At 24.1% G+C, this 21,458-nt stretch carries 19 protein-coding genes; 4 read left to right on the forward strand and 15 right to left on the reverse strand.

What is annotated here, in order from left to right; translation table 4 throughout:
* Nucleotides 1–17: 17 nt before the first annotated feature.
* The 11 genes from MCRO_RS02390 to MCRO_RS02450 form a co-directional block, all read right to left on the reverse strand.
* Complete coding sequence (locus tag MCRO_RS02390) at nucleotides 18–1,457, reverse strand: Mbov_0396 family ICE element transmembrane protein (protein WP_369126127.1); 1,440 nt, start codon at nucleotides 1,455–1,457, stop codon at nucleotides 18–20.
* Nucleotide 1,458: 1 nt separating this feature from the next.
* A complete protein-coding gene (locus MCRO_RS02400; protein ID WP_013054240.1) occupies nucleotides 1,459–1,821 on the reverse strand; it encodes an Mbov_0395 family pilin-like conjugal transfer protein in 363 nt (120 codons plus the stop codon).
* Nucleotides 1,815–2,057 carry a hypothetical protein gene (locus MCRO_RS02405; RefSeq protein ID WP_013054636.1) on the reverse strand — a complete coding sequence of 81 codons (243 nt, stop codon included), beginning with the start codon at nucleotides 2,055–2,057 and terminating at the stop codon, nucleotides 1,815–1,817. The genes MCRO_RS02400 and MCRO_RS02405 overlap by 7 nt, the downstream gene beginning before the upstream one ends.
* Nucleotides 2,058–2,189: 132 nt before the next feature.
* The gene (locus tag MCRO_RS02410; protein ID WP_013054404.1) at nucleotides 2,190–2,678 is read right to left on the reverse strand and encodes a hypothetical protein; all 489 of its coding nucleotides are present in this window, start codon (nucleotides 2,676–2,678) and stop codon (nucleotides 2,190–2,192) included.
* A complete protein-coding gene (locus tag MCRO_RS02415; protein ID WP_013054450.1) occupies nucleotides 2,656–3,096 on the reverse strand; it encodes a hypothetical protein in 441 nt (146 codons plus the stop codon). The genes MCRO_RS02410 and MCRO_RS02415 overlap by 23 nt, the downstream gene beginning before the upstream one ends.
* An 11-nt stretch (nucleotides 3,097–3,107) precedes the next feature.
* Entirely contained in the window at nucleotides 3,108–3,398 is a 291-nt protein-coding gene (locus tag MCRO_RS04110) for a hypothetical protein (RefSeq protein WP_148207927.1), read from the reverse strand.
* A 220-nt stretch (nucleotides 3,399–3,618) separates the two neighbouring features.
* The gene (locus MCRO_RS02430) at nucleotides 3,619–4,068 is read right to left on the reverse strand and encodes a single-stranded DNA-binding protein (RefSeq protein ID WP_013054363.1); all 450 of its coding nucleotides are present in this window, start codon (nucleotides 4,066–4,068) and stop codon (nucleotides 3,619–3,621) included.
* A complete protein-coding gene (locus tag MCRO_RS02435; protein WP_013054692.1) occupies nucleotides 4,061–4,870 on the reverse strand; it encodes a hypothetical protein in 810 nt (269 codons plus the stop codon). Before MCRO_RS02435 ends, MCRO_RS02430 begins: the two co-directional genes overlap by 8 nt.
* Nucleotides 4,863–5,381 (reverse strand): hypothetical protein, encoded by a 519-nt coding sequence (locus MCRO_RS02440; protein WP_041594062.1) that lies wholly within the window; start codon nucleotides 5,379–5,381, stop codon nucleotides 4,863–4,865. Before MCRO_RS02440 ends, MCRO_RS02435 begins: the two co-directional genes overlap by 8 nt.
* Before the next feature lie 17 nt (nucleotides 5,382–5,398).
* Nucleotides 5,399–6,157, reverse strand: coding sequence for a DNA-processing protein DprA (locus MCRO_RS02445; protein ID WP_013054195.1), 759 nt, complete (start codon nucleotides 6,155–6,157; stop codon nucleotides 5,399–5,401).
* 290 nt (nucleotides 6,158–6,447) lie between these two features.
* The gene (locus MCRO_RS02450; protein ID WP_013054352.1) at nucleotides 6,448–7,992 is read right to left on the reverse strand and encodes a hypothetical protein; all 1,545 of its coding nucleotides are present in this window, start codon (nucleotides 7,990–7,992) and stop codon (nucleotides 6,448–6,450) included.
* A 177-nt stretch (nucleotides 7,993–8,169) separates the two neighbouring features.
* Between MCRO_RS02450 and MCRO_RS02455 the strand changes: the two genes are divergently transcribed.
* The 4 genes from MCRO_RS02455 (at nucleotide 8,170) to MCRO_RS02470 (ending at nucleotide 17,203) form a co-directional block, all read left to right on the forward strand.
* Nucleotides 8,170–8,526 (forward strand): PTS sugar transporter subunit IIB, encoded by a 357-nt coding sequence (locus MCRO_RS02455; RefSeq protein WP_013054608.1) that lies wholly within the window; start codon nucleotides 8,170–8,172, stop codon nucleotides 8,524–8,526.
* Nucleotide 8,527: 1 nt separating this feature from the next.
* Nucleotides 8,528–11,860 (forward strand): DEAD/DEAH box helicase, encoded by a 3,333-nt coding sequence (locus MCRO_RS02460; protein ID WP_013054524.1) that lies wholly within the window; start codon nucleotides 8,528–8,530, stop codon nucleotides 11,858–11,860.
* On the forward strand, nucleotides 11,847–12,206 hold the full coding sequence (locus MCRO_RS02465; protein ID WP_013054661.1) for an ArsR/SmtB family transcription factor: 360 nt from the start codon (nucleotides 11,847–11,849) through the stop codon (nucleotides 12,204–12,206). The genes MCRO_RS02460 and MCRO_RS02465 overlap by 14 nt, the downstream gene beginning before the upstream one ends.
* A 287-nt stretch (nucleotides 12,207–12,493) precedes the next feature.
* Nucleotides 12,494–17,203, forward strand: coding sequence for a hypothetical protein (locus tag MCRO_RS02470; protein WP_013054647.1), 4,710 nt, complete (start codon nucleotides 12,494–12,496; stop codon nucleotides 17,201–17,203).
* A 399-nt stretch (nucleotides 17,204–17,602) separates the two neighbouring features.
* Here the strand turns inward: MCRO_RS02470 and MCRO_RS02475 are convergent, their stop codons facing one another.
* From MCRO_RS02475 to pfkA, 4 genes are all read right to left on the reverse strand, one after another.
* Nucleotides 17,603–18,019 carry a hypothetical protein gene (locus MCRO_RS02475; protein ID WP_041594064.1) on the reverse strand — a complete coding sequence of 139 codons (417 nt, stop codon included), beginning with the start codon at nucleotides 18,017–18,019 and terminating at the stop codon, nucleotides 17,603–17,605.
* Entirely contained in the window at nucleotides 18,009–19,343 is a 1,335-nt protein-coding gene (locus tag MCRO_RS02480) for an MAG4530 family protein (protein WP_013054220.1), read from the reverse strand. The genes MCRO_RS02475 and MCRO_RS02480 overlap by 11 nt, the downstream gene beginning before the upstream one ends.
* Nucleotides 19,334–20,215, reverse strand: coding sequence for a hypothetical protein (locus tag MCRO_RS02485; protein WP_013054141.1), 882 nt, complete (start codon nucleotides 20,213–20,215; stop codon nucleotides 19,334–19,336). The genes MCRO_RS02480 and MCRO_RS02485 overlap by 10 nt, the downstream gene beginning before the upstream one ends.
* 191 nt (nucleotides 20,216–20,406) lie before the next feature.
* Nucleotides 20,407–21,384 (reverse strand): 6-phosphofructokinase, encoded by a 978-nt coding sequence (pfkA, locus tag MCRO_RS02490; protein WP_013054412.1) that lies wholly within the window; start codon nucleotides 21,382–21,384, stop codon nucleotides 20,407–20,409.
* Between the last annotated feature and the right edge of the window lie 74 nt (nucleotides 21,385–21,458).

Below are 21,458 nucleotides of genomic sequence, written 5' to 3' on the forward strand. Positions count from 1 at the left end.
TATTCTCCTTAACATATCTATTTCATTTTTGAAATTTTTTTAATTGCTTCATTAAATGTTTTATCTTCTTTTTCTTTTGCTTTCTTTTGTTTATTTTTATTTATTAATTCTTTCTCTTTTTGAGTTGCTGTTTTAGGTTTTGCTTCTCCTTGTTTTATTCAATTTTTTCTCAACTGTGATTGATTCTTTAATGAATCATTATCTGTTTTTCCTAATAATTTTGTCATTTCATTGTATGTTTTCTTTCTATCTTTGTTTCAGGTTCCATCTAGTTTTGCACTTCTTTTTAGATTTTGTAATGTTTTAACATGGTTGAAACTTGCTCCTGTTCTTTTGGCTATAAGTGCTGTGTTTGCACTTCTTAACCCAGACATGACTGAACTACCTGCTTTTCCTGCAAGTGGTTTTATTCCTTTTGAGGCAATTAAACCAGCTCCAGATGTTAAAGCACCAGCAACAGCTCCTGTTGCAAATGTTGCAGCTTTTGAAAGTCCTGGAGCCATTCCTTTGACACTCATGTCTTCTCCAATCATTTTTGAAATAAGTTGTTCCAACGCAAATCCTGCTGCTGTTGAACCAGCTATAATAGCAAGAATAGTTATAAATTTAATTGAAGAATTATCTGATAATGGATTATTTTGAGACATATAATCTATAAGTGGAATGAATAACAAAATGAAAACATTTTGAACTAAAACAATAGAATAAATAGCGAAAGTTTTACTTAAAAACAATTGTTTTCATTCAGAAAATTTTTTTCCGTTGTCTAATAAAATGGTGGCTGATACAAATGGAGCAAGAATAAATAAAAAGTATTGTTCAAATGATTTAATAAAAACAGTAAGAGTTTGCTTAAAGAGTAAAGATAGAACAAAGAATACTGCAAAGAATATTGATGTAAATGCAACAAGTCCCTCACCTCAATTCAATTTTGAATAAGCATTTTTATCTAAAACATCAAAACCTGAAGCATTAATATCTCATTCTTTTCTTATTGTTTCAGTAGGGCAAAGTGATTTATAAATTCTTTCAGCTACATTTAGTTTTCCACCAAGAACCATTTTTAAGAGTATTTCAAATAAATTAAGTAATGATATTGCTAAAAAGAAGATTACTGGTAGTAAAAAAATTAATGCTATTGCGGGGATACTCTTTTTTAATTTACTAAAAAATTCAGCTCTATTTTCACCTGTGGATGACTTGGTAAATTGAATGAGTGATATAAAGAAGAACATAAAAAATAATATAATTGTTAATATTCCCATTGCTATATATGGCTGTGGTACAAGCATATCCTGCAATGAATTAATCTCAGGTTTACCAAAAAGTATAAGGGTTGGTATTTGTTTTACTATTACATTAAATAATTTGAATACTGATTGCAATATTAATAAAGGTAATTTAGCAAATATATGCCAGAACATACTAAATATGCCGTGTATTAAGGAATTAAACATATTATAATCTAACTAAATTTAGCAGTTCTTTTGGTGAGTTATTAACTAATGCTGTGGCTTTATTTGCTAATGTAACTGATACAGCAATTCCAATACCTACTAAAGCAACATTAACTCCTATTAATATTCCTATTGTTATAAGATGAGTTTTCTTTTCTGCTCTTACTTGGTGATCACTGGTTCTTGCATAACCGATAGTGTGTCAAATAGCTAAACCTATTAAAAGTAATAAAACAAGTGAAAGAAATCCTGTTATTACCGATGATAAAATAGGATACAATTGACCTTGAATATCAGTTATTATATTTGTATTTGGTAGCTCTTTTGTTGAATCATCAAATAATTTTGTTGCGAATTCTATCATTGTGCATCTCCTTTCATATATTGTGGGTAATTTGATTTTATGTAGTTTTCAATGTGAGAATGTAGTAATCCAAATTTAGATTTAACTACATAATCAGCTATATCATCTAAATCTTTAATGTTGTTAATTTCGTATTCATAACTAATTAAAGCCTTAAGTAACTCAAGATCATTTTGTTTTTGAAGTCATCTTTTGATTTCAAAATAAGTTAAAGTATTTTTTATTTTTTTAGACATTTGTCTCCTTTATGTTTTAATTATTTGATATATATCTATATTTTATTTTCATTAATATTTACAATTTTTAAATATTAATTCCTTTACTTAATATGACATTAAGTGATTAAAAAGATTTTGAAACCTTGTTTATTATTTTAATATTTGTTTTTCTAGATAATATGTTGTTGTATATGTATATTTGTTTTTAGCGTTTATGCAATCATCAAATGAAGATAAAACTTTTTGTTTAGATTCATCTAACAATTTTGGTAATTCCATAAAGTTCTCAAGAGAAATATATGGAATAAAATCATCTTGCTTTATAACAAAAACACTTCTATAAACAGGTGCTAATCTGATAAAGTCATAATATTGAAACTCCAATAGATTATTATTGTTGTAATGTGGTTTCTTATCAATTGGTAATAAGTAAAAATGCTTATCAGGTGCTGGAAAGACAAATAATAAATTTCCAAGTTTTAGTTTATATTCAGATTTATTAATTTTATCTATTAATTCTTGTTTAACTTTGATTATTTCACCATATGGAAAATTCTTTATTTTATTTGATTTGACTATTTTTTTTAATTGCTTTATTAATGAATTATTTTTTGGTTTATAAGTTATTCTTAATTTCATTTTCAACTTGATTTATCTTATCAAGTTTGCAAATTCCAACAGATATTGCATTAATACCTTGCTTAGGAATTTGTAGAGATAAATTAGAACTTTGCAATGAACGCAATACTTTGTTAGATTTTAAGCCTGAATTAATTCAATAATTTGAAGCTATAATTAAATAGCCAGGTTCTACAATCATTCAATATTCCAATCACTTGGACTTAGTTGTTTTTGCTTTAAAACTATTCACCTTGTTTATAGGCCTAAAAGTTTCATTTTGTTTTTTCAAATAGTTTTCTAAAAGTATATTTGTTATCTTTTTTAATAATGTTTTATTGTTGATTTTTGTAGGTGTAATATCTTGATTTGGGAATTCTCAAGTGAATAATAAATCAAAATTTCCTTGTATTAAATCTTGTTTTTTTATTTTAGTCATTTCATTCTCCTTTAAGTTGTTGGTCTTGGTATCATATTTAACAATATTGGTAGTTTATTATTTCATGGTTCTAATACTTCAATTTCTTTCATAAGAACTTGGTATTCAGAATGTGGAGTAATTTCATAGTAATTTATTTCTTGTTCTCCATTATTCGTTATGTGATTAAAGAATTTAGCACTATTTATTTTAATCATGTAATTAAAATCAACAAATTCCTTAGGATTATCAGGGCTTGAAAGGGCTCTTTCAATTTCAATAATCTCTTTTGAATCATCTTTTTCATTGCAAACATTAAACAAATAACAAACATTTTTTTGTTTAGAATTACAATTACTTTATTAGTAAGTTGTAAGTTTGCTTTTTTATTTATGGTTTCTATTAGATTTGATTCTTTAGGAATTTCTATAATAGATAAAATTGGTATTATGTTTTTGTTTTTTGCAGCCATCTGCTTCCTTTACTATTCTTGTTTGTTTAATTATCTGTTTCAAATAATTTTGGTTGTTAATTTGATTTGTCTTATTTTGGTAGTTTGTTAGTAATATTGCTTTGCTCTTGTGGTTCTCAGTCCATTTGAGCTGAGTCTATAAATTGATTATTGGATTCTGGTGGTAAATTAAATTCTTCTACATTATCAAAAATTGAAGTTTCATCAATTTCTTTAAGACTTAAACAATTAAATGCTTTCACAATAAAGCCATATTTTTTAATTGTTGTATCACTATTTTCTATAGTCTTAAAATATGATGTAAATGCTGCTTCAATTGCAACAATACTTCTCGGTTTTGCTTCTGAAATGTTTCTTGCTAAGTGTCCCCAAGCAATGCAAGGAACAAAATCAACAATGTTTTTGTTATAACCTTTTGTTATAACTTCTAAATTAAAATTTACATAGTCAGCTCCATTAGTTGCTATTTTTAATTTAATGTTCTTTGGTAAAATACCTAAAAAGATTGATTTATTAATCATTTTTGCCTTCTTTCTCATTTTTTGCTATTTGATTTGTTAAAGGGAAACTATCAAGTAATTCATTTCTAATTTTGGTTCTTAAATTTTCTATAATATGAGAATCCATTTTTATTCTTTCTCTTGTAGCTCAATAATTTTCAAATTCAATATCTTTTAATTTTGGGTTATCTCTGTTTGGTGGGAAAATAATAAGAAATTTAATATAAATTGGTAATTTTTTCTTACTGAATGTTTGAGAAATTTGTTTTAATATCTTTATTTGATCTGCTAAGGTTAGCGAAGCTGCAATTGCTTCTTTTTCATCTTGGTGCAAGTCAACCATTCTCTTAAACGCTTCTGTTGAGATTGAGAAAACAGAGTTTACATAAAGTTGTTTTCTAATCCTTGCTTTACTATTAAATATTTGATTAGATTTAACTGGGTTTTTAGGAACTCTTGGTGAGAATTTAATAGGTATAAAGTAAGTTGTTCCTTTTTCTTCACCTATTACTAAAACACTTGAATTTTGAAGGAAAAGTTCACTTGTTTGTCCATTGTGTTTCATAACTATTGTTTGAGTAAATGTTTGATTTATTTTTTCTAATGTTTTTGGTATTCATGAAACTTGTTTTGGTGCTCCATAAGTATTTTCGTTAGTAATATCTTTTTCTATAATGTTATTTATAGCCAAAAGACTTTTGTTGTTTAATCTCAATATTTTATAAATTGGGATGTTTTGTGCTTGTTTTGATGGTAATTCAGGGTCAAAAACAATTAAATCTTTGCTCTTGCTACCACTTAAAATATTTTCAATGTTATCCATTGTTTGTCTCCTTTTGTAGTTTTTTAATTTTTGTTTTAAGTATGTTAAATTCAGCTTGTGCTTGAATCTTTATTGGTTCAGGGAATATATTTTTTGGATAATAATCATTAATATATTCACCTGTAAATTTAAGATTATTTAGTTTAAAGATTTTCTCTAAAATAAGCTCATCTCTTAAATGGTTATTTCTATAATTTTGGTAATATAATTCACCAGTAATAGTTAAATAATTAATTAAATGTTCTACTTCATTGCTTACTAATTCAGCAAAATAGTCATCAATTAATCAGCATATTTTTTTATTTATCTCTAAATTTTCTGGGTAGCCAGGTATTTCAGCTAATTCATTTATTTCATTTGGTGAAAACTCAAGATATTCAAGATATTTATTAATAATTCTATGTGGGTTATATTCTAATGAATATGCAACTGATTCAATGTGATTAATATTATTGTTTGTATCGATATCCTTAAAATACTTTGCATATTCTTTAATATTTTTTTTGGGCATATAAATTTTTCTCTTTCTTAATTTGTTTTGTTATCAATAAGATTCAACATACTAATTGAAGTTATCAAGTTTGCTCCTTGTTTAATAAGCATATTATTTCCATCATCAATTTCTATACCAGGAAAACAATCAACTTCTTTTCCTATATTCATAAAACAACCAGCAAGGTTAAAAATTTTGCTTTCTTTTTTAGATGAAAATACTATAAGTTCATTAGCTAATGCTGCTAATAGTAAATTTCTTTCCTTAAAACTTATTATTTTAGGTTTTGTAAGTGGTGGATATTGTGATATCCATAAATCATTGTCAACTTCATTATTTTTGTTTAATTCATCATTTCAACAAAATCCATTTGCAAAAATTCTTATTATTGGTTTATTAAATTTTTTATATTCATCAACAATTCTTTCATCAAAACCTTTGAAGCCATTTGTAATTAATTGAATATTTTTAATAGCAACATCCTTATTAATTATGAAATGTGCTAAAGATTTTTTATTAACAAGATCTCCTGTCAAACAGTAAATATTTTTCTTTTTAATTAATTCATAATCACCTTTGTAAAATAATACATATGGTGGATATTTATAAATTAATAACTTGTCTGGATAGCCTGAATCAATAAAAGTTATATATTTAATGTCTTTTTGTTTTAAGTATTCCTTAATTTCTTTAAGTTTTTCATTATCAATTGGAATGGTATTTTTTATAGACATAAATACCTTGAAATTGTCCCCGTTATTTAATCATGAGTAGTAAAGTAAATAATCATTCATTATTTTTCTCCTTTTGTTGTTTTTATTGCGCTTCCAGCGCAGCAATCAAGTTAGATTTAGAGAATTGCTAAGTTATAACAAAGTCATATCTATTAGTAAAGTGGGTGATTGAAAGTTTTTTTATAGAAGAGAATGAGATGTTTTTTTAAATCCCTTACCACACCTAACCACTATCTTAGGTGCTAAACCACCATAATATGTTTCCATAAGGTTTGTTAGCATTCTTCTATTTTTTATATCTTTATCAATGTTGTTATTAAATATAGGCTACTTGTTAGCCCAGTTGATAATTACTTTCTTTCAATAACATTCCTATTTGTAAATTGTGTTGGTTCAGGAGTAAGGTGTGAATATTTTCCTGTAAGTTTAATCCCTTTTTTTCTTGCTTCATTTTGAAGGTATATCTCAAAACTTGACTTGATTAAGGACCTATCTTTTTCATCACCATCTAGAGGCTTAGGTATGCCTGTTGGCACTTCCTTATAAATTCCCTTTGCTTCTAACTTGTAGTAATTAGCAATTGCATGGTGGAACTTTGGTGTTATTGATGTTTGAAAGTATTCTTTTATATTTAATATTAGTTTTTCATCAAATGGTATCATTACACTGTCAAATATTGTTATGCAGTTATATTGGGTTGCTGTATCATTAATGTGATCAGCTTCTATTTCTTGTAATAAACTATTTTGCATCTTCTTATCTGGGTTTCTTTTGTATTTAATAATGAAGTCATAGAAATCCTTGTGATATTCCTTAAAGTACTGCATTATAGGTAATTTAAGCACAGCAGAAATGTTTTGTTGATATAAAATATTTGCTATAAAATGTGTTTTAAATTTGCTTCTAGACCAAGGTTGTTTTTTGGTCATAAAGTTATGTCTAAAATTCGGATTATTAATTAATTTATTTAATAAATTATCATAAAAACCTTCATTTTTAAATAACTTTGCAAATTCTTCATCAGCACCTTTTTCTTTAAAAAAGGCATTAGTAAAAAGGATTACCTGGCTTGATTTTAAATCAAGTTCAATAACCATTTTGTTGTCTATCAATACAGTTTGTCTCATTAATTTAGGCATTGATGTAAATAATGAGTATCTTCTTTTCTTAATTCCTATTGTGTGGTATTTGAATGAATTGGTACCAGAAATTTGATCTAACTTTCTTAGGTTAATTAATCAACTATCTAATCTTCTATTGATTACTCTATAATCAGAATAAGCCAAATCTATTAATTCTTCAAATGTTTTAAAGTTCTTAATACCCTCAAATTTTTTGTTAAATGTTTTAAGCATTAGCTTTTCATCATATGATATTGTTCCAATTGTTTGTGTACAAACAGTTCTCTTCTTTGATGTAGAAATAATTTTGTGTTTCTTATCAAGGTTAAAGGTCATAATAGTATCTATATATCAGTCAGGAGTAAAGTAAATATACTTTGTTCTTCCCATTCTTCCATAGAAACCTTCTGAAATATAGTGTTTGCTTCTAAAAATTAATTTTCTTTCAATAAAAAAATCTAGTAAATCTAAGTAAGATAATTTAGAACTTTTATATTTATTAAATTTCTTTGAAGAAATAGAACATTTAGATACTAATAATCTTTTTTCTTTTTGCTTTCCTTTAACTTTATTGTTTATATTTTTTTCAGCAAGTCAATATAAAAGTGCACCAAATTCAAGTAATTTGGTTTTTTTCTTTTCATCTAAATCACTATTTTCGATTATTTTATAAATATGCAATGGTAGTTTAGCTTTAGTCATTTTCTTGCCTTTCAGAGCAAATAAAAAAACAATTGGTTTTCCAATTGCTATCACACATTTTGTTTTAATCATTCTAAATATTAAATATTCTAAATATAAATATCTAAATATTAAATATTATAAAAAATGTAAATTATTTAATTTCTATAATAAAAATAAAGATGATTTTTCTAGAAATTAAATTGACTTAGTAAATAGATTTTATTCAATTTACTAATATATTACTTAAAAGTTGTATATAATAAAACTATGAAAACATCAGACAAATTAATAATGACTTTTTTAACTATTGCAACCTTTGGTTTAATATGAATTAAATGAAATAAAGATAAAAAACATTCAAAAAATACAATTTATCAAGTAAATAAAATACCTTGTGATGCAAACAAAATAATTGAGTATGTAGGTAATGGAAATATTACTGGTTTAAGCAAAACTTCAACAAGATTAATTATCGGAATTAAGGACCCTAATGAAATCAAACAAGAAGAATTAAAAAATTTAAAAGGTGTTAGTGGATTATTTATTTCATCAAAAACTATTTCATTAATTTTTGGCGAATACACAAGCGCTATCCTAGAAGAACTTAAAAAAATCAGAGGTTAGAATGAAAACAATAGATGAAAGATATAAAGCAATTTTAGATAATTTATTGGAGGTTACAAGTAATGATCCTTCAATTTTTACTACAATAAATAATAGGCATTTTTTTGATGTTTATAAGTTATTTAATCCAACACATTTTGAAACAATTTACAAAAACAAAGTTTTTGAAATCCCTATAATTGAAACTTCTTTACTAAAACTTGTTGGTCTTGTAGAAAAGGCGGAAACAAAAGAAGAATTAGAAAATTTATTGAAAGAAAATGAATATATTATAAGTGATTATAACGCTAGAATGCTTAATAATAATTTTGCAGAAACAAAGACTAAAATAAGAGAGTCTATTAATGCAAGTTTTCAAAAATCAACTATTAAATGAAAACTTCTTTTAAGCAAAGCAAATGAAATTAACGATGAGATTAATATATGACCACTTCATCTTTCATTTATGTATGTATCCTTAGTTTTGGATGATAACAAGGTAATTTATGCCCCTTTATTTTTTAAAGAAGTTTTCATAAAATTTAGAAACGGAATACCTAATTTAATAAGTAATGGTGAGATTCACCTAAATGAAAAATTAATTTTTATTTTAAATAATCAAGGTTTTAACTTTTCTATAGATTTTGATATATCAAACTATAGCATAGATGAATTAGTTAAAAAATTAAGTGTAGAATGGAATACATATTATCCAGAAATTCTTAACAATATTGGTAGTGTTTTTGATAAAAAAACTAATGAAACCATTTTAAATCAATCTCTTCAATTTCATACCGGAATTGTTCTTGGAACATTTTTACCAGCCGGAGGATATAGCAGAAATAGAATGAAAGAAATAATTGATAACGATGAAATCGATGACATTATTAGCGTAGATTTTAATAAAAACACATATAAAAATAAAGTTAAAAATTCAATTTTTAGTAAGGATTTAGCTCTATTTAAAATTACTCCAACCAACTACTCACAAGATAAAGCAATAATATCATCATTATGTCAAAATACCATAATATGAGGTCCGCCGGGAACTGGAAAATCTCAAACAATTGTTAATATATTAACAAATGTTTTAGTATATGGAAAAAGTGCAATAGTGGCATCACAAAAAAAAGCTGCTTTAGAAGTTATTAGAAATAGATTAGGATCTTTAAGTTGTTTTGGACTATTTATTTTAACATCAAAAGACATGAAAAAAAGATCATTTTTTGCTCCAATTAAACAGTATTTAGACTTTTTAGAAAACTATGATAATGAAGTAAAAATTGATTATTTAAAAATAATAACAGACAAGGAAAAATTATGAGTTGATACACTTGTTGAAATTCAAAACAATGAAAAAGCAAATGAAATTATTCAAGCATATTTTTACTTATACAATAACATTGATAAATTGGAAGATGAACAAATTAAATTTATTTTATCTCTACCAAAGAATATTATTTATCCAGAAACAAACATTGAAAAAAGAATGGATAAAGTACTCATTAAAATCAATAAAGTATTTCCTCTTCCATTTCTAAAACGTTATAAATCAATTAAATTACTAGGTGTAGAAATCAATAAAAACTTAAATGATTTCAAAGCAAATCTTGCAGAATTAGTTCGTGCTTTTAGAAATTTAGATACATATGATATTGAATGATTAAATAAAATATTTGATCTCATGCCTAACTATGATTTAGCATCAATATCTAATGAAGAAATGATAAAAAATATAGCAGCATCAAGAATTATCAATAAGATAAAAGTTTTTGATAAAGCAATGACAAGAAGATATAGAGAATTTGCTTCATCAGTAAGAATAGGAAATTTAGAACCTTATAAATTCGTTAAAGAATATGCAGATATGATTAAAGTTCTGTTCCCAATTATAATTGCAACACCAGACACCGATTTAAGTAAATGAAATAAGAATGAATTTGATTTTGGAATAATGGATGAATCATCACAAATATTTATTGAAAAAGGACTTCCAATTTTATATCTTTCAAACATAAAAATTCTTGCCGGTGATGATAAACAAATGAAACCTTCAAATTGATTTGGTACAAGAAGTACAGACGATTCTATTTTTGGAAACGTTGAATCTTTACTCGATTATGCAACGTCTCTTGGTGTATATAATATACTATTAGATAAAAACTATAGATCAAATTACGCATCATTAATGACTTTTTCAAGTAAATATTTTTATAATTCAAGCCTTGATGTTATTGATATTGCAACCGCTATAAAAGACAGTGCAATTGAAGTGATACAAGTTGATGGTGAATGATTGGATAATAAAAATATTAAAGAAGCTAAAAAAGCTCTTGAATTATGTAATGGATATATTGATAAATACAAAAAAATTATTTTACTTGCCTTTAATGCAAAACAACGTGAGTATTTAACGGATTTAATTTATGAAGCATATCCTAAGTTAGAAGCTGCCATTAACGAAAGAAGATTAATGCTAAGAAATATTGAAAATATTCAGGGAGATGAAGCTGATTTAGTTATTTGTACAATTGCATATGATAAAAACTCTAAAATCAACTCTACATATGTAGGTCGCTCTGGAGGAATGAACGCACTAAACGTTGCAATTTCAAGAGCAAAAGATAAGATGATAGTTATTAAAACAATTAAATCAGAGGATGTAAGTAATTTAACAAATAGTGAAGATACAAAGATTTTTAAGGAATGATTAAAGTTCCTTGAACTGGATGAAAACCAAAGAAAAACTATTTCAGTAGTTAATGCTAATTATAATGAAGAAGACGAATTAAAAATAATTAAAAATCACTCAGAACTTGAACAAAATTTGCTTGATTATCTTGATAATATTATAAAATTAAATCCTTCTATAAAATACATAAAAGACTATACCATAGGAACATTGAACATTGATATAGCAACATTTATTGATGATAAAATTTATAAATGTTTTATATTTGATGAATTTGAGTATGAAAATGACTATGAAGCTTTTGTAATTTTAAAAGATAAATTAAACTTCTTAAGATCAAAAAAATACGACATGATAATTCTTAATAGTATTAATTGATTAAGAGATAAAAATAAAATAGATGAACATTACTCACAAGAAAGTATTGATATGTTTAAAGAACAATACAATCAAATGATTGAAAATGAAAAAATAGATCTTTTAAATTATAAACATACTAAAGAAGTAGAACTCAAAGATGAAAATCAAGATGCTAACGAAGAATTTGATGATGATATAAATAATAATCAAATAGTAACTAAGGAACAATTCATAAAAGAACTTACTAAAGAAATCAATATTATAGAGGCTCTTGAAGGAGATATTCAAAATGAAACTGAATAATTTTTTCAAACTTTGTTCTTCTGATGTTAAGTTAAAAATTATGATTCATTTGTATTCATGTGATAAAAATGAATGTGATGTAAATGAATTTGTAAGATTATTTAATGAAAAACAAGCAAATATTTCAAAACACTTTATGGATCTAAGAAAGAACAAAGTTGTAACAACTAAAAAAACAGCACAAAATGTATTTTATAAAATGTCAAATACATTTAAAAATCAATTTAATGATTACTTACATTTAATGTCTCATGATCATTGCTATAAAGATTTTTCTTGTTCTTGTTCATCAATAACAAACAATGAAGATCAACATTGTGTACATGATTGTTGTGTTGAAAAATAGTATTATTTCAAGTAGGTTATACCTACTTTTTTTTACACAAAATTATTAAAAAACAAAACTAAGTTTAAAACTATAAATAATAATCAAAAAATACAACTTTTTAGCAAAAATTATCCAATAAATTTTGCCCAATTTGAAATTTTATATTAAAATTAATAACAAATTTTTTAAAACATAGCAAATAATGAAAAAAAAGATATAAAATATTGTTTTTTACAATTAGCATATCTTAAAAATTAATATTTTGGTTATATTTATATAGCAAAACATAGATAAAGCGAGGAAAAATGAAAATTAGTAAAAAAACTAAAACAATTTTTATAACACAAACAATATCATTAAGTGCGGTTTTGGCTGCTAGTGCAGTATCAATAAGTGCAGAAAATAATAATGAATCTGGAAATACAAACAAACCCTATAATGAACAACTTATTGAAATAATTGATAAATGATACAAAGAAGATTTAAGTGAATATGATTACGAAGAAGCAAAAAATTATAAAATAAGATTAAAAAATATTGAATATAATGAATTGCAAAATGAAATAACAAAAGAAAAATATGATGAATTACATGCTAAACTACTCAAATTAAAGTCGGATCTTGAAAAAATACGTTATAAGACAACTGTTTTAGAAAAAATAAAAAATCTTATTGAAAGTGCAGAAAAAGATTATGCAATAAAATCTATAGATTCTAAAATAACTTTTTATAAACAAGAATTAACTAAAATAAAAGAAGGTGTGGAAAAGTTCACTGGCGTTTATAATATGGCAGAAGATTCAAAAACTCAGATCTTAATAACCAAAGCAAAAAACGATGTAGAGAACTTTCTTGTTGAATTAACAGAGTATAGAAACAATGTTAAATCTTCTCTAGTTGGAAAAAATCATTTATCAGAAAATAGTGTTAAAAGCTTCGAAAATAGTGTTGATACAATATTTGAAAGATTTAACTATAATCCCTTAATAACAAAATTGTTATATGAAGAATATGTAAAAACCATTGAAACTTTAAAAGAAAATATTGATACTTATAAGGAAAAGATGGCAGAAATATTTAAAAGTGCAATAGAAAACAATAATAACTATCCTGATAAAAATACTGAATTAACCTTATGAACTGATATGGAACTTAAGAAAATACTTGCCGAATTTAATAATGAAATATCAGAACAGTTTACAAAAGAGAAGATTGATATTTATGATAAAAAAATAGATGATGTGTTTTTCAAAGGGAAAGTAAAGTTAATACAAGAACTATGTGCAGAAGTTGAGTCTAAAGATTTCTTAAAAATATATACTCCAGAAAGCCAAACTAAGTTTCTAGAAGCTATTAACGATATAAAGAACAATCCAGCAAAAATGCCTACAAAACGACTTTATTTGAGTGCTAGAAGTAATATTCGTCAAGCCATTAATAATAATAGACATTTTCTTGAAGGATGTAAATTAAAAATTACTAGAAAAATTAAATATAATGAGGAGAAAAAAAATCCTCATTATGTTAAAGAAAAAGCACAAAAAGCACAAAAAATGTTAATCGAATTAAAAACAAGAGTTGATTCGCTAAAGGAAAATGAATATTTTGAAGATTCATATATTGAAGATTTAAAAATAATTAAAGAAATAGAAGAATTATTTATCTATTATAGAGATCAAGCAATTTTAGATTTAGAAAACGCTAAAACATTTTTAAGTGGAGTTACTAGAGAATTTACAAAAGAGTATTTTTTATCCGTTATAAATAAAAGAATATCATCATTAAAAACTAACGATATTGGTGAGGACAGTTATCAAAATGAAGTATGATATCTAAAAGAACAAATAGTAAAGAACATAAAAAATGAAATTGAAAATCAGACATTTCTAAAAAACTTTATTAAAACAATTAATTTTGATAACTATTCAAAGGAAGAAGAAGAAAAGTTTAACAAACTTGTAAAAGATTACAACAACCTATACGATACAACAACTATTCCTGGACCTGAATCCTTTCAAAATAGTATAAAGGAATTTTTAAGTGAGACAATAAGTAACAGAGATAGAATTATAGAATACCTTAACAAAAAAGTTCTTGCAATATACACTAGAATTAAATCTTATTCAAAAATAGTTCAAAACAGATTTGAAACAGCAAGACAAGTACTTGTTAGAAAAATTTTTATACCTAAAAATATTACAAGACAAGAATATAATAATTTAGAAATTGAAGTTAATAATTTAGAAAAAATATTAACCAACTCATCCGAACCTAATGATGTTGAGTTATATCTAGAATTAATCAATCTCGATATATATACAGAATTTAGTACAAATGTTTTTGTATCAAAAGTATTAGAAATCAGAAAAAAACTTTTACTTGAAGAAAATAAAGTTCCTGATAAGTTAGCAGAAATCAAAAATGAAGTTAAAGAACTTGAAAAAGAACTTGTGTACAATAAAAAAGAACTACTTGATGAATTAAATAAATTTGAAACATTCATAAATGATACTTCAGATTATGTTAGACCCGATTCTATTACCCTAGCAAGATTAGAAGCTGACAAACTTAAAGATTTAATAAACGAAAACGAAAATGCCTTTTATACAAAGAATGTTCAAAGAACATGATTAATAAAAATTGGTGACCTTAAAAAAATACTTATATATAATAAAGCGTTTTTAAAAGAAGAACTTAAGAAATTATTGAATGAATATAATAAACTAAAACCTACATTAGATAGTACGATTAATGAAACATTTAAGATTAAATATGACTATATCGATAACAATATAAATAAAGAGACAAATATAGGTAGCATTAAGTTTGATGAATACATAAAGGAAATTGATAAACTTTATGAATATTTCATTGATTATAAAACAAAATTACTAAATCAAATTAAAACTACTTTGGATGCTAATTATGATATTTATACAGAAGAATCGGTTAATGACTTAAATAAATACCTTGTAAGTTTAAACTCGAAAATCACAGTATTAGATTTTGTTTCAAAGAAAACTTGTGAAACAAATATTATTGAAATCAATGAAAAAGTAAAAAATTCATTAATAAAAAATAAAGATGCTATCAATAATTATTTAACATCGATAAATACAACCATTGAAAACGAAAAAGATTATTACACACCTGAATCGTTGAGTTTATTTATAAAAGAAACCGCTAATATATCAACCAATATCAATAAAAATGATGAAGTTTCAAGAGTTAAATACAAAACATTTAAAAATGAGATAGATAAATCATTAGAGCTACTCAAAAAATACAAAAATATTCTTCTAGAAACAATAGAATCTATGAAAGTTCAAGATGAAAGTAAATATACTAAAGAATCTATAGACAAGATGATTATAGAACTAGAGAAAATCAATACACAAGTTTTCTCAATGGATAAAATTAGTAGTAAAGAATATCAAGATTTTGATAGCAAAATTAGAGATTTATTAAAAATATTAGAATGAAAAATCAATTCAAAAGACGATTTATTACTATATATTAATAGTATTAACTTAGATATTTATACGGTTTCTAGTACAAATGAATTCAATGAGAAAATAGTTATTATTAAAAACAAATTGAATCTTGATGAAAATAACAATATTGAAAAATTAAAATCTATCAAAACAGAAGTTAGTCTATTAAAAGAAAAATTAGTACTTAATCAAAAAGAACTATTGGATAATCTAAATGTAAAAAGAAATGAAATAACTCTCGATGAGCAATACTATACATCAGAATCATTTAATAACGTAGAAAACGAATTCATTAAATTGCAAGATGATATCAATAAAAAAGGTAAATATTACTTTACAAAAGATAAACAACAACCACTTCTCGAAAAAATAAATAATATTAGCAAAAAATTAATCTCTAATAAAAACTTTTTGGTTCAAGAACTTGAAAAATTAAATGAGGAATTTAAAAAACAAGAAGCTAAATTAGATGCAAATATAAAAAACTTATATAAGACCGGTTATAATGTTCTAGAACCAAAGATCAACCACGAAGAGAAATTTAACAGAATACAAACTAATGAATACAAACTAAAAATTGATGAATTGTATGATTTATTTATGAATTTTAAGGAACAATTATTATTAGAAATTAAAAAAGCATTAGAAAGTGATTATGATATTTTCTCAGAAGAATCATTTAATGAATTAAATAAATACTTAAACACTTACAATGAAATAATCAAATCTAAGGATCACATTTCTAAAAAATCTTATGACGATTCAATTAAGGATATTAACAAAAGTGTTCAAAATCTTTTAATAAGAAACAAGGAAAATATCATCAAACACTTTAATGAAACAACATTATTAGTAGAAAATGAAAAAGATTTTTATACAAACGATTCACTTCAAACATTCAAGAATGAAGTTAAGATAATTTCAGAAAATATTGAAAATAAAGATGAATTAACAAGAAGTGAATTCAAAACATATAAACAAAGAATTGATAACAGTTTAAACTTGCTAAAAAGATTTAAAGATATTCTACTTAAAACAATTTCATCAATGAGAACTCAAGATGAAAGTAAATTTACTAAAACATCTATAGAAAAGATGATTATGCAATTAAATAAAATCAATAATCAAGTAAATGACCACGAAAAAATAAACAATTCTCAATACAATGATTATGATAAAAAATTGAGAGATTTATCAAAACTATTATTAACATATAAAGATCAATTATTAGATGATATTGAAAAACTAAAATCTGATAAGAAAGAGAATGATTATAAGAAAAAAGCTTTTCAAAAATTTACTAAACATATTAACAAAAAAGAAAGTCAAATAAGAAAATTGGGAGACTTAACACCTTCATCTTATATTGATGAAAAAACTTCTTTAGATAAAATTGCTAATATGCTTAACGATGGTGCTGGTACACCTAAAAATGCTTTACTTGCATTTTCGATGTTAAGTACAATTGGTGCTATAATCACATTAATATTAATGATTATCAAAAAGAAAACAAAACATTAATTATAAAATATGTAAACAAAGTCAAAGTAAACGACTTTGTTTTTTATAATTTTTATGCTTATAATAATAATGTAATACAATATAAATAAGTATTATATAAGAAGAAAAAATGACTAAAAAAGTGTTAATTAATCAAATTAACTAATGCAACAAGGAATATTTCAATGAAGATTAAAAACGGATTTAAGAAAATAATTAGTAATGTTGAAAGCAAACTTTTTGATAGTTTTTACTTTATAGACGACAATTAAGATCAATAATATAAAACCAGGAAAAGATCCCGGTTTTATATTTTGATTTTTAAAATTTTGTCATCAAATGAAATACTTTGACTTCTTTTTTTTACCTTTGTTTAAGGCTTTTTAGTTTTTTCATTATTTCTTATATATCATATTTTTATTAGTTAAATTTATCGATATTTTTATAATATTTAACTAATATTAATCATTCAGACAATGTGGTAATTATGCTTAAAAATAAAATTATTGAATTTATAATATAAGAGTTAAATATTTCTTTATCATAAATTACAAAATAAATTACATTAATTAAGCTAACTGAAATTAACAGTATCGAAAATACAATAAGACTTACTAATGAAAATATTTTATATCAGAATAATCTATATTTCCCATCTAGTGAGCAATAAATATTTATCGCTAAATAAATCATTATTACACTAATTATGATTGCTATTATCGAACCAACTAGATTTTGCAATATTAAATTAACAATGAAAAATATTACAAATATAGAAGATGAAATTACATTGAACATTATAGGCCATAAATCTTTTTTACTGTTTTTAGTCTTCATATGATTCCTTTAAGATTTGTAGAATAATGATATTTCTAATATCAACTTTAACTTCTTTTTCTTTTGCTTCTATTTTAAATAGAACAAAAAGATTTGATAAATTATTTTTTTTCATTTCTGTTAATTCATTTTTATAATAATTAAAATAATTATCATAATTAATTTTTACATTTAAATTTTTGATATCCGAGTAATCTAAAACAATTTTTTTGTCAACTAATGATAAGACGCTTTTATCTCACGAACCCGATATTCTATTTATAGATTTATTAAATTGTAAAAATTTTTGTGATGAAGTTAACTTTTTAGTTATTAATTCTAGTCACAAGAATACTTCATGCATATTTTTTTGTTTTCATTGATAATCTTTTAAAAAATTGTTTAGTTTTAAAATAGTATCTTCATCATATAAATTGAATAATTTGCTTTGATTAATTAACATTTCAAAGAATGAATTAGATAAGATTAATAACTCAAAATTTTCATAAAATTTCTTGAAACTAAATACACGTTTTTTTGATAAAAGAAACGCAATATCAGCCAATGTATTATTCATTTTTTTAATGATTAAATCATTGTTAAAGTCTTTATTTACCTGAAGAATTTTAAAGAATTGAGAATACTTCATAGCCAACATTCAATAGTAATTAGGAATATTAACATCATTATAATTACAATATGACTTTTTAGTGATTGTTTTAACATTTAACACTTCAATTGGATGATTAGTATACTTGCCTTTTCCTAAATTTAAATTATTACTTTCAAAGGTAAAATTTTCAAATTTTAATTTTTCTGTATCTAGCCTTTTATTAGAATTACCTAAGAAATCAATATCATTAAACTCTCTATAATAATCTTTATATTTATACGCAATAGAACAACTACCTTGTAAAACAAGATTATTTGAATTCATGAATTTAATAAACTTAACTAAGTCAGTTTTAAATACATTTTTATTGACTTTTAAATCGGTTATGTTTGAGTATTGAAACTTAATAAAGTAATAACATTTTAATCACTTTATTCCTTTAAAAATATTTTTTTGATATTGATATTGAACTCCTAGAATAGTTATATTAATAAGTATCAATCAAATTAATGGAATTACTATAATGGAAAAAATAATACAACTATTTAAAATGAATTTGATAGTTTTACTATATGACTCTTCGTTTTTATATGAATAAATAATCAATGCAACACAAAGCATTATGAAAAATACAACAAATAATGAAGATACAATTACTTCAAAATGTATTCTATTTCTCTTTATATTATTTAATTGTTTAAATTTGTTTTCTGTTTTATTGTTTAGTAGCATATGTTTGGTAAAGTTCCTCAATCATTTTTATTATCATATTCCATTTTTAATTTTGTTGCTTTGAGATATAACTCTGTAATGTAATTTCTAAATTTTCTAACATCCCATTTAATTGTAAATTTAGTTCATATGTTAATTCCAAAATCTAAATTACAAATATTATCATAAGACTTTTTTACAATATTATCAATTACATCAATATCATATTTACCTTTATGAAAAGCACTACCAATATTTTCTAATGAATTTATAACTCCGTCAACAAATTTTAATACCGTATTATTTCCATAATTATTTATTGCTTTAATTATCTCACCAACACCAGCTATTATAGTAGCTGATTGATCTACAAAATCATTCCCTGTATTAATGCCAGACATAGCATCAGACAATCACTGACCACTCGTTAGAAAAGCCTCATCAAAAGCAACTTTAAATATTGATCTTCAAGCTTTAAATGAATATATATTGTTTCGTATTCTTCAATTATATGATTTTATCATACCATTTCATTCATCATCAGTAATAAAATCTCCAAGCGACATTTGCTGACTATTGCTCATAAGAATAACTTGTCGATTATTAATTTCGCTTTCAATAACGTTTGTGTTAAATGTTTTTGTTTTCAATATTTTTTCATCAATCCATTTTAAAACCTGGTTGATATCTTCGTTTAACTTTTTATTTATTAATAAATATGAAGCTAAATCACTATGATTTTTTTTGTATTTATTAATAAATAAAAAGTCATCTTTAACCAAATTATTTTTTTGCAATAATTTTTTATATAAAACGTTGTTTTCAAAATTAAAAACAAAATTTATTTTTTCATCAATTTCTTGATTTTTTACTATGTTTTGATTATTTATCATCATTCTCCTATAGTATTAATACTATAATAAGTATATATAAATTTAAGTTATATTATTAAATTAAATAAAAATATAAATTGATTATATAAATAAGTAGTGAATTTTATACTTACAAAAACTTTCATACAATCTTAATAGAAATAACCACTAATCATTAATATAAAAAACCAGGAATTGAACCTAGTTTTAAATTATAAAATTTTATTTAATTTATTATATTTTTGAAGTTTTACTCTTGCTTTTTCTTTTGCTTTATTAACCATGCTTAACGCTTCAAGTATTGGTGTCCCAACAATATCATTATTAATTACTCCTATAGCTAAACCCGATTTACCTTCAAGAATTAATTCAACTGCTTTTATACCAAATAACGATGAAAGGATTCTTTCTTGTGCAGTTGGTCTTCCACCTCTTTGAACATGGGCCAAAGAAGTTGCTCTTGTAGTTCATTTTGTTTTTTCTTCAATTGCTTTTTCAAGATATTTTAAGTCATATCTCTTTTCTGAAACAATGATAATAACACTTCTTCTTTTTTCTTGTAAGGTTAATTCATAAGCTAGATTTGCCATATCAGGAATTGAAATAACATGGTCACTTGTTGCTATAATTTCAGCACCAGTTGCTAGACCACTATAAAGAGCTAAATCACCACATTCATTCCCCATTACTTCAACAATCATAATTCTTTTATGTGAAGTTGCTGTATCTCTAATTTTGTCAATAGAATCAACGATTGTATTAAGTGCTGTATCATATCCTATAGTATAATCACTTGATGCTATATCGTTATCAATTGTTCCAGGAATTCCAATTGTTTTGAAACCTTTTTCATGCAACAATTGAGCACCCATATAACTTCCATCTCCACCAATTACTATTAGTGAATCAATACCTTTTTTCATTAGATTTTCTATGGCTACATTTCTTACTTCTTCATTCTTAAATTCTGGAAAACGAGCTGAATAGATAGCTGTTCCACCTTGTGATTGAACGTGGTCTAAATCTAGATCATCTGTTAATTTAATATTATTCTCATACAACCCTTTAAAACCTTCATAAACAATATAAGGAGTTAATCCATTACTTTTTGCACATCTAATAATTGCGCATAAAGCAGGGTTCATTCCTGGTGCATCTCCACCTGAAGTTAAAATCGCTATTTTTTTCATATTGACCTCCAATTAATATAAGCATTATTTGTATTTAATTTTATATTTTTTTATGAAAAATACAATAAAATATT

It is taken from the genome of Mycoplasma crocodyli MP145, assembly GCF_000025845.1.
GTDB lineage: Bacteria > Bacillota_I > Bacilli_A > Mycoplasmatales > Metamycoplasmataceae > Mycoplasmopsis > Mycoplasmopsis crocodyli.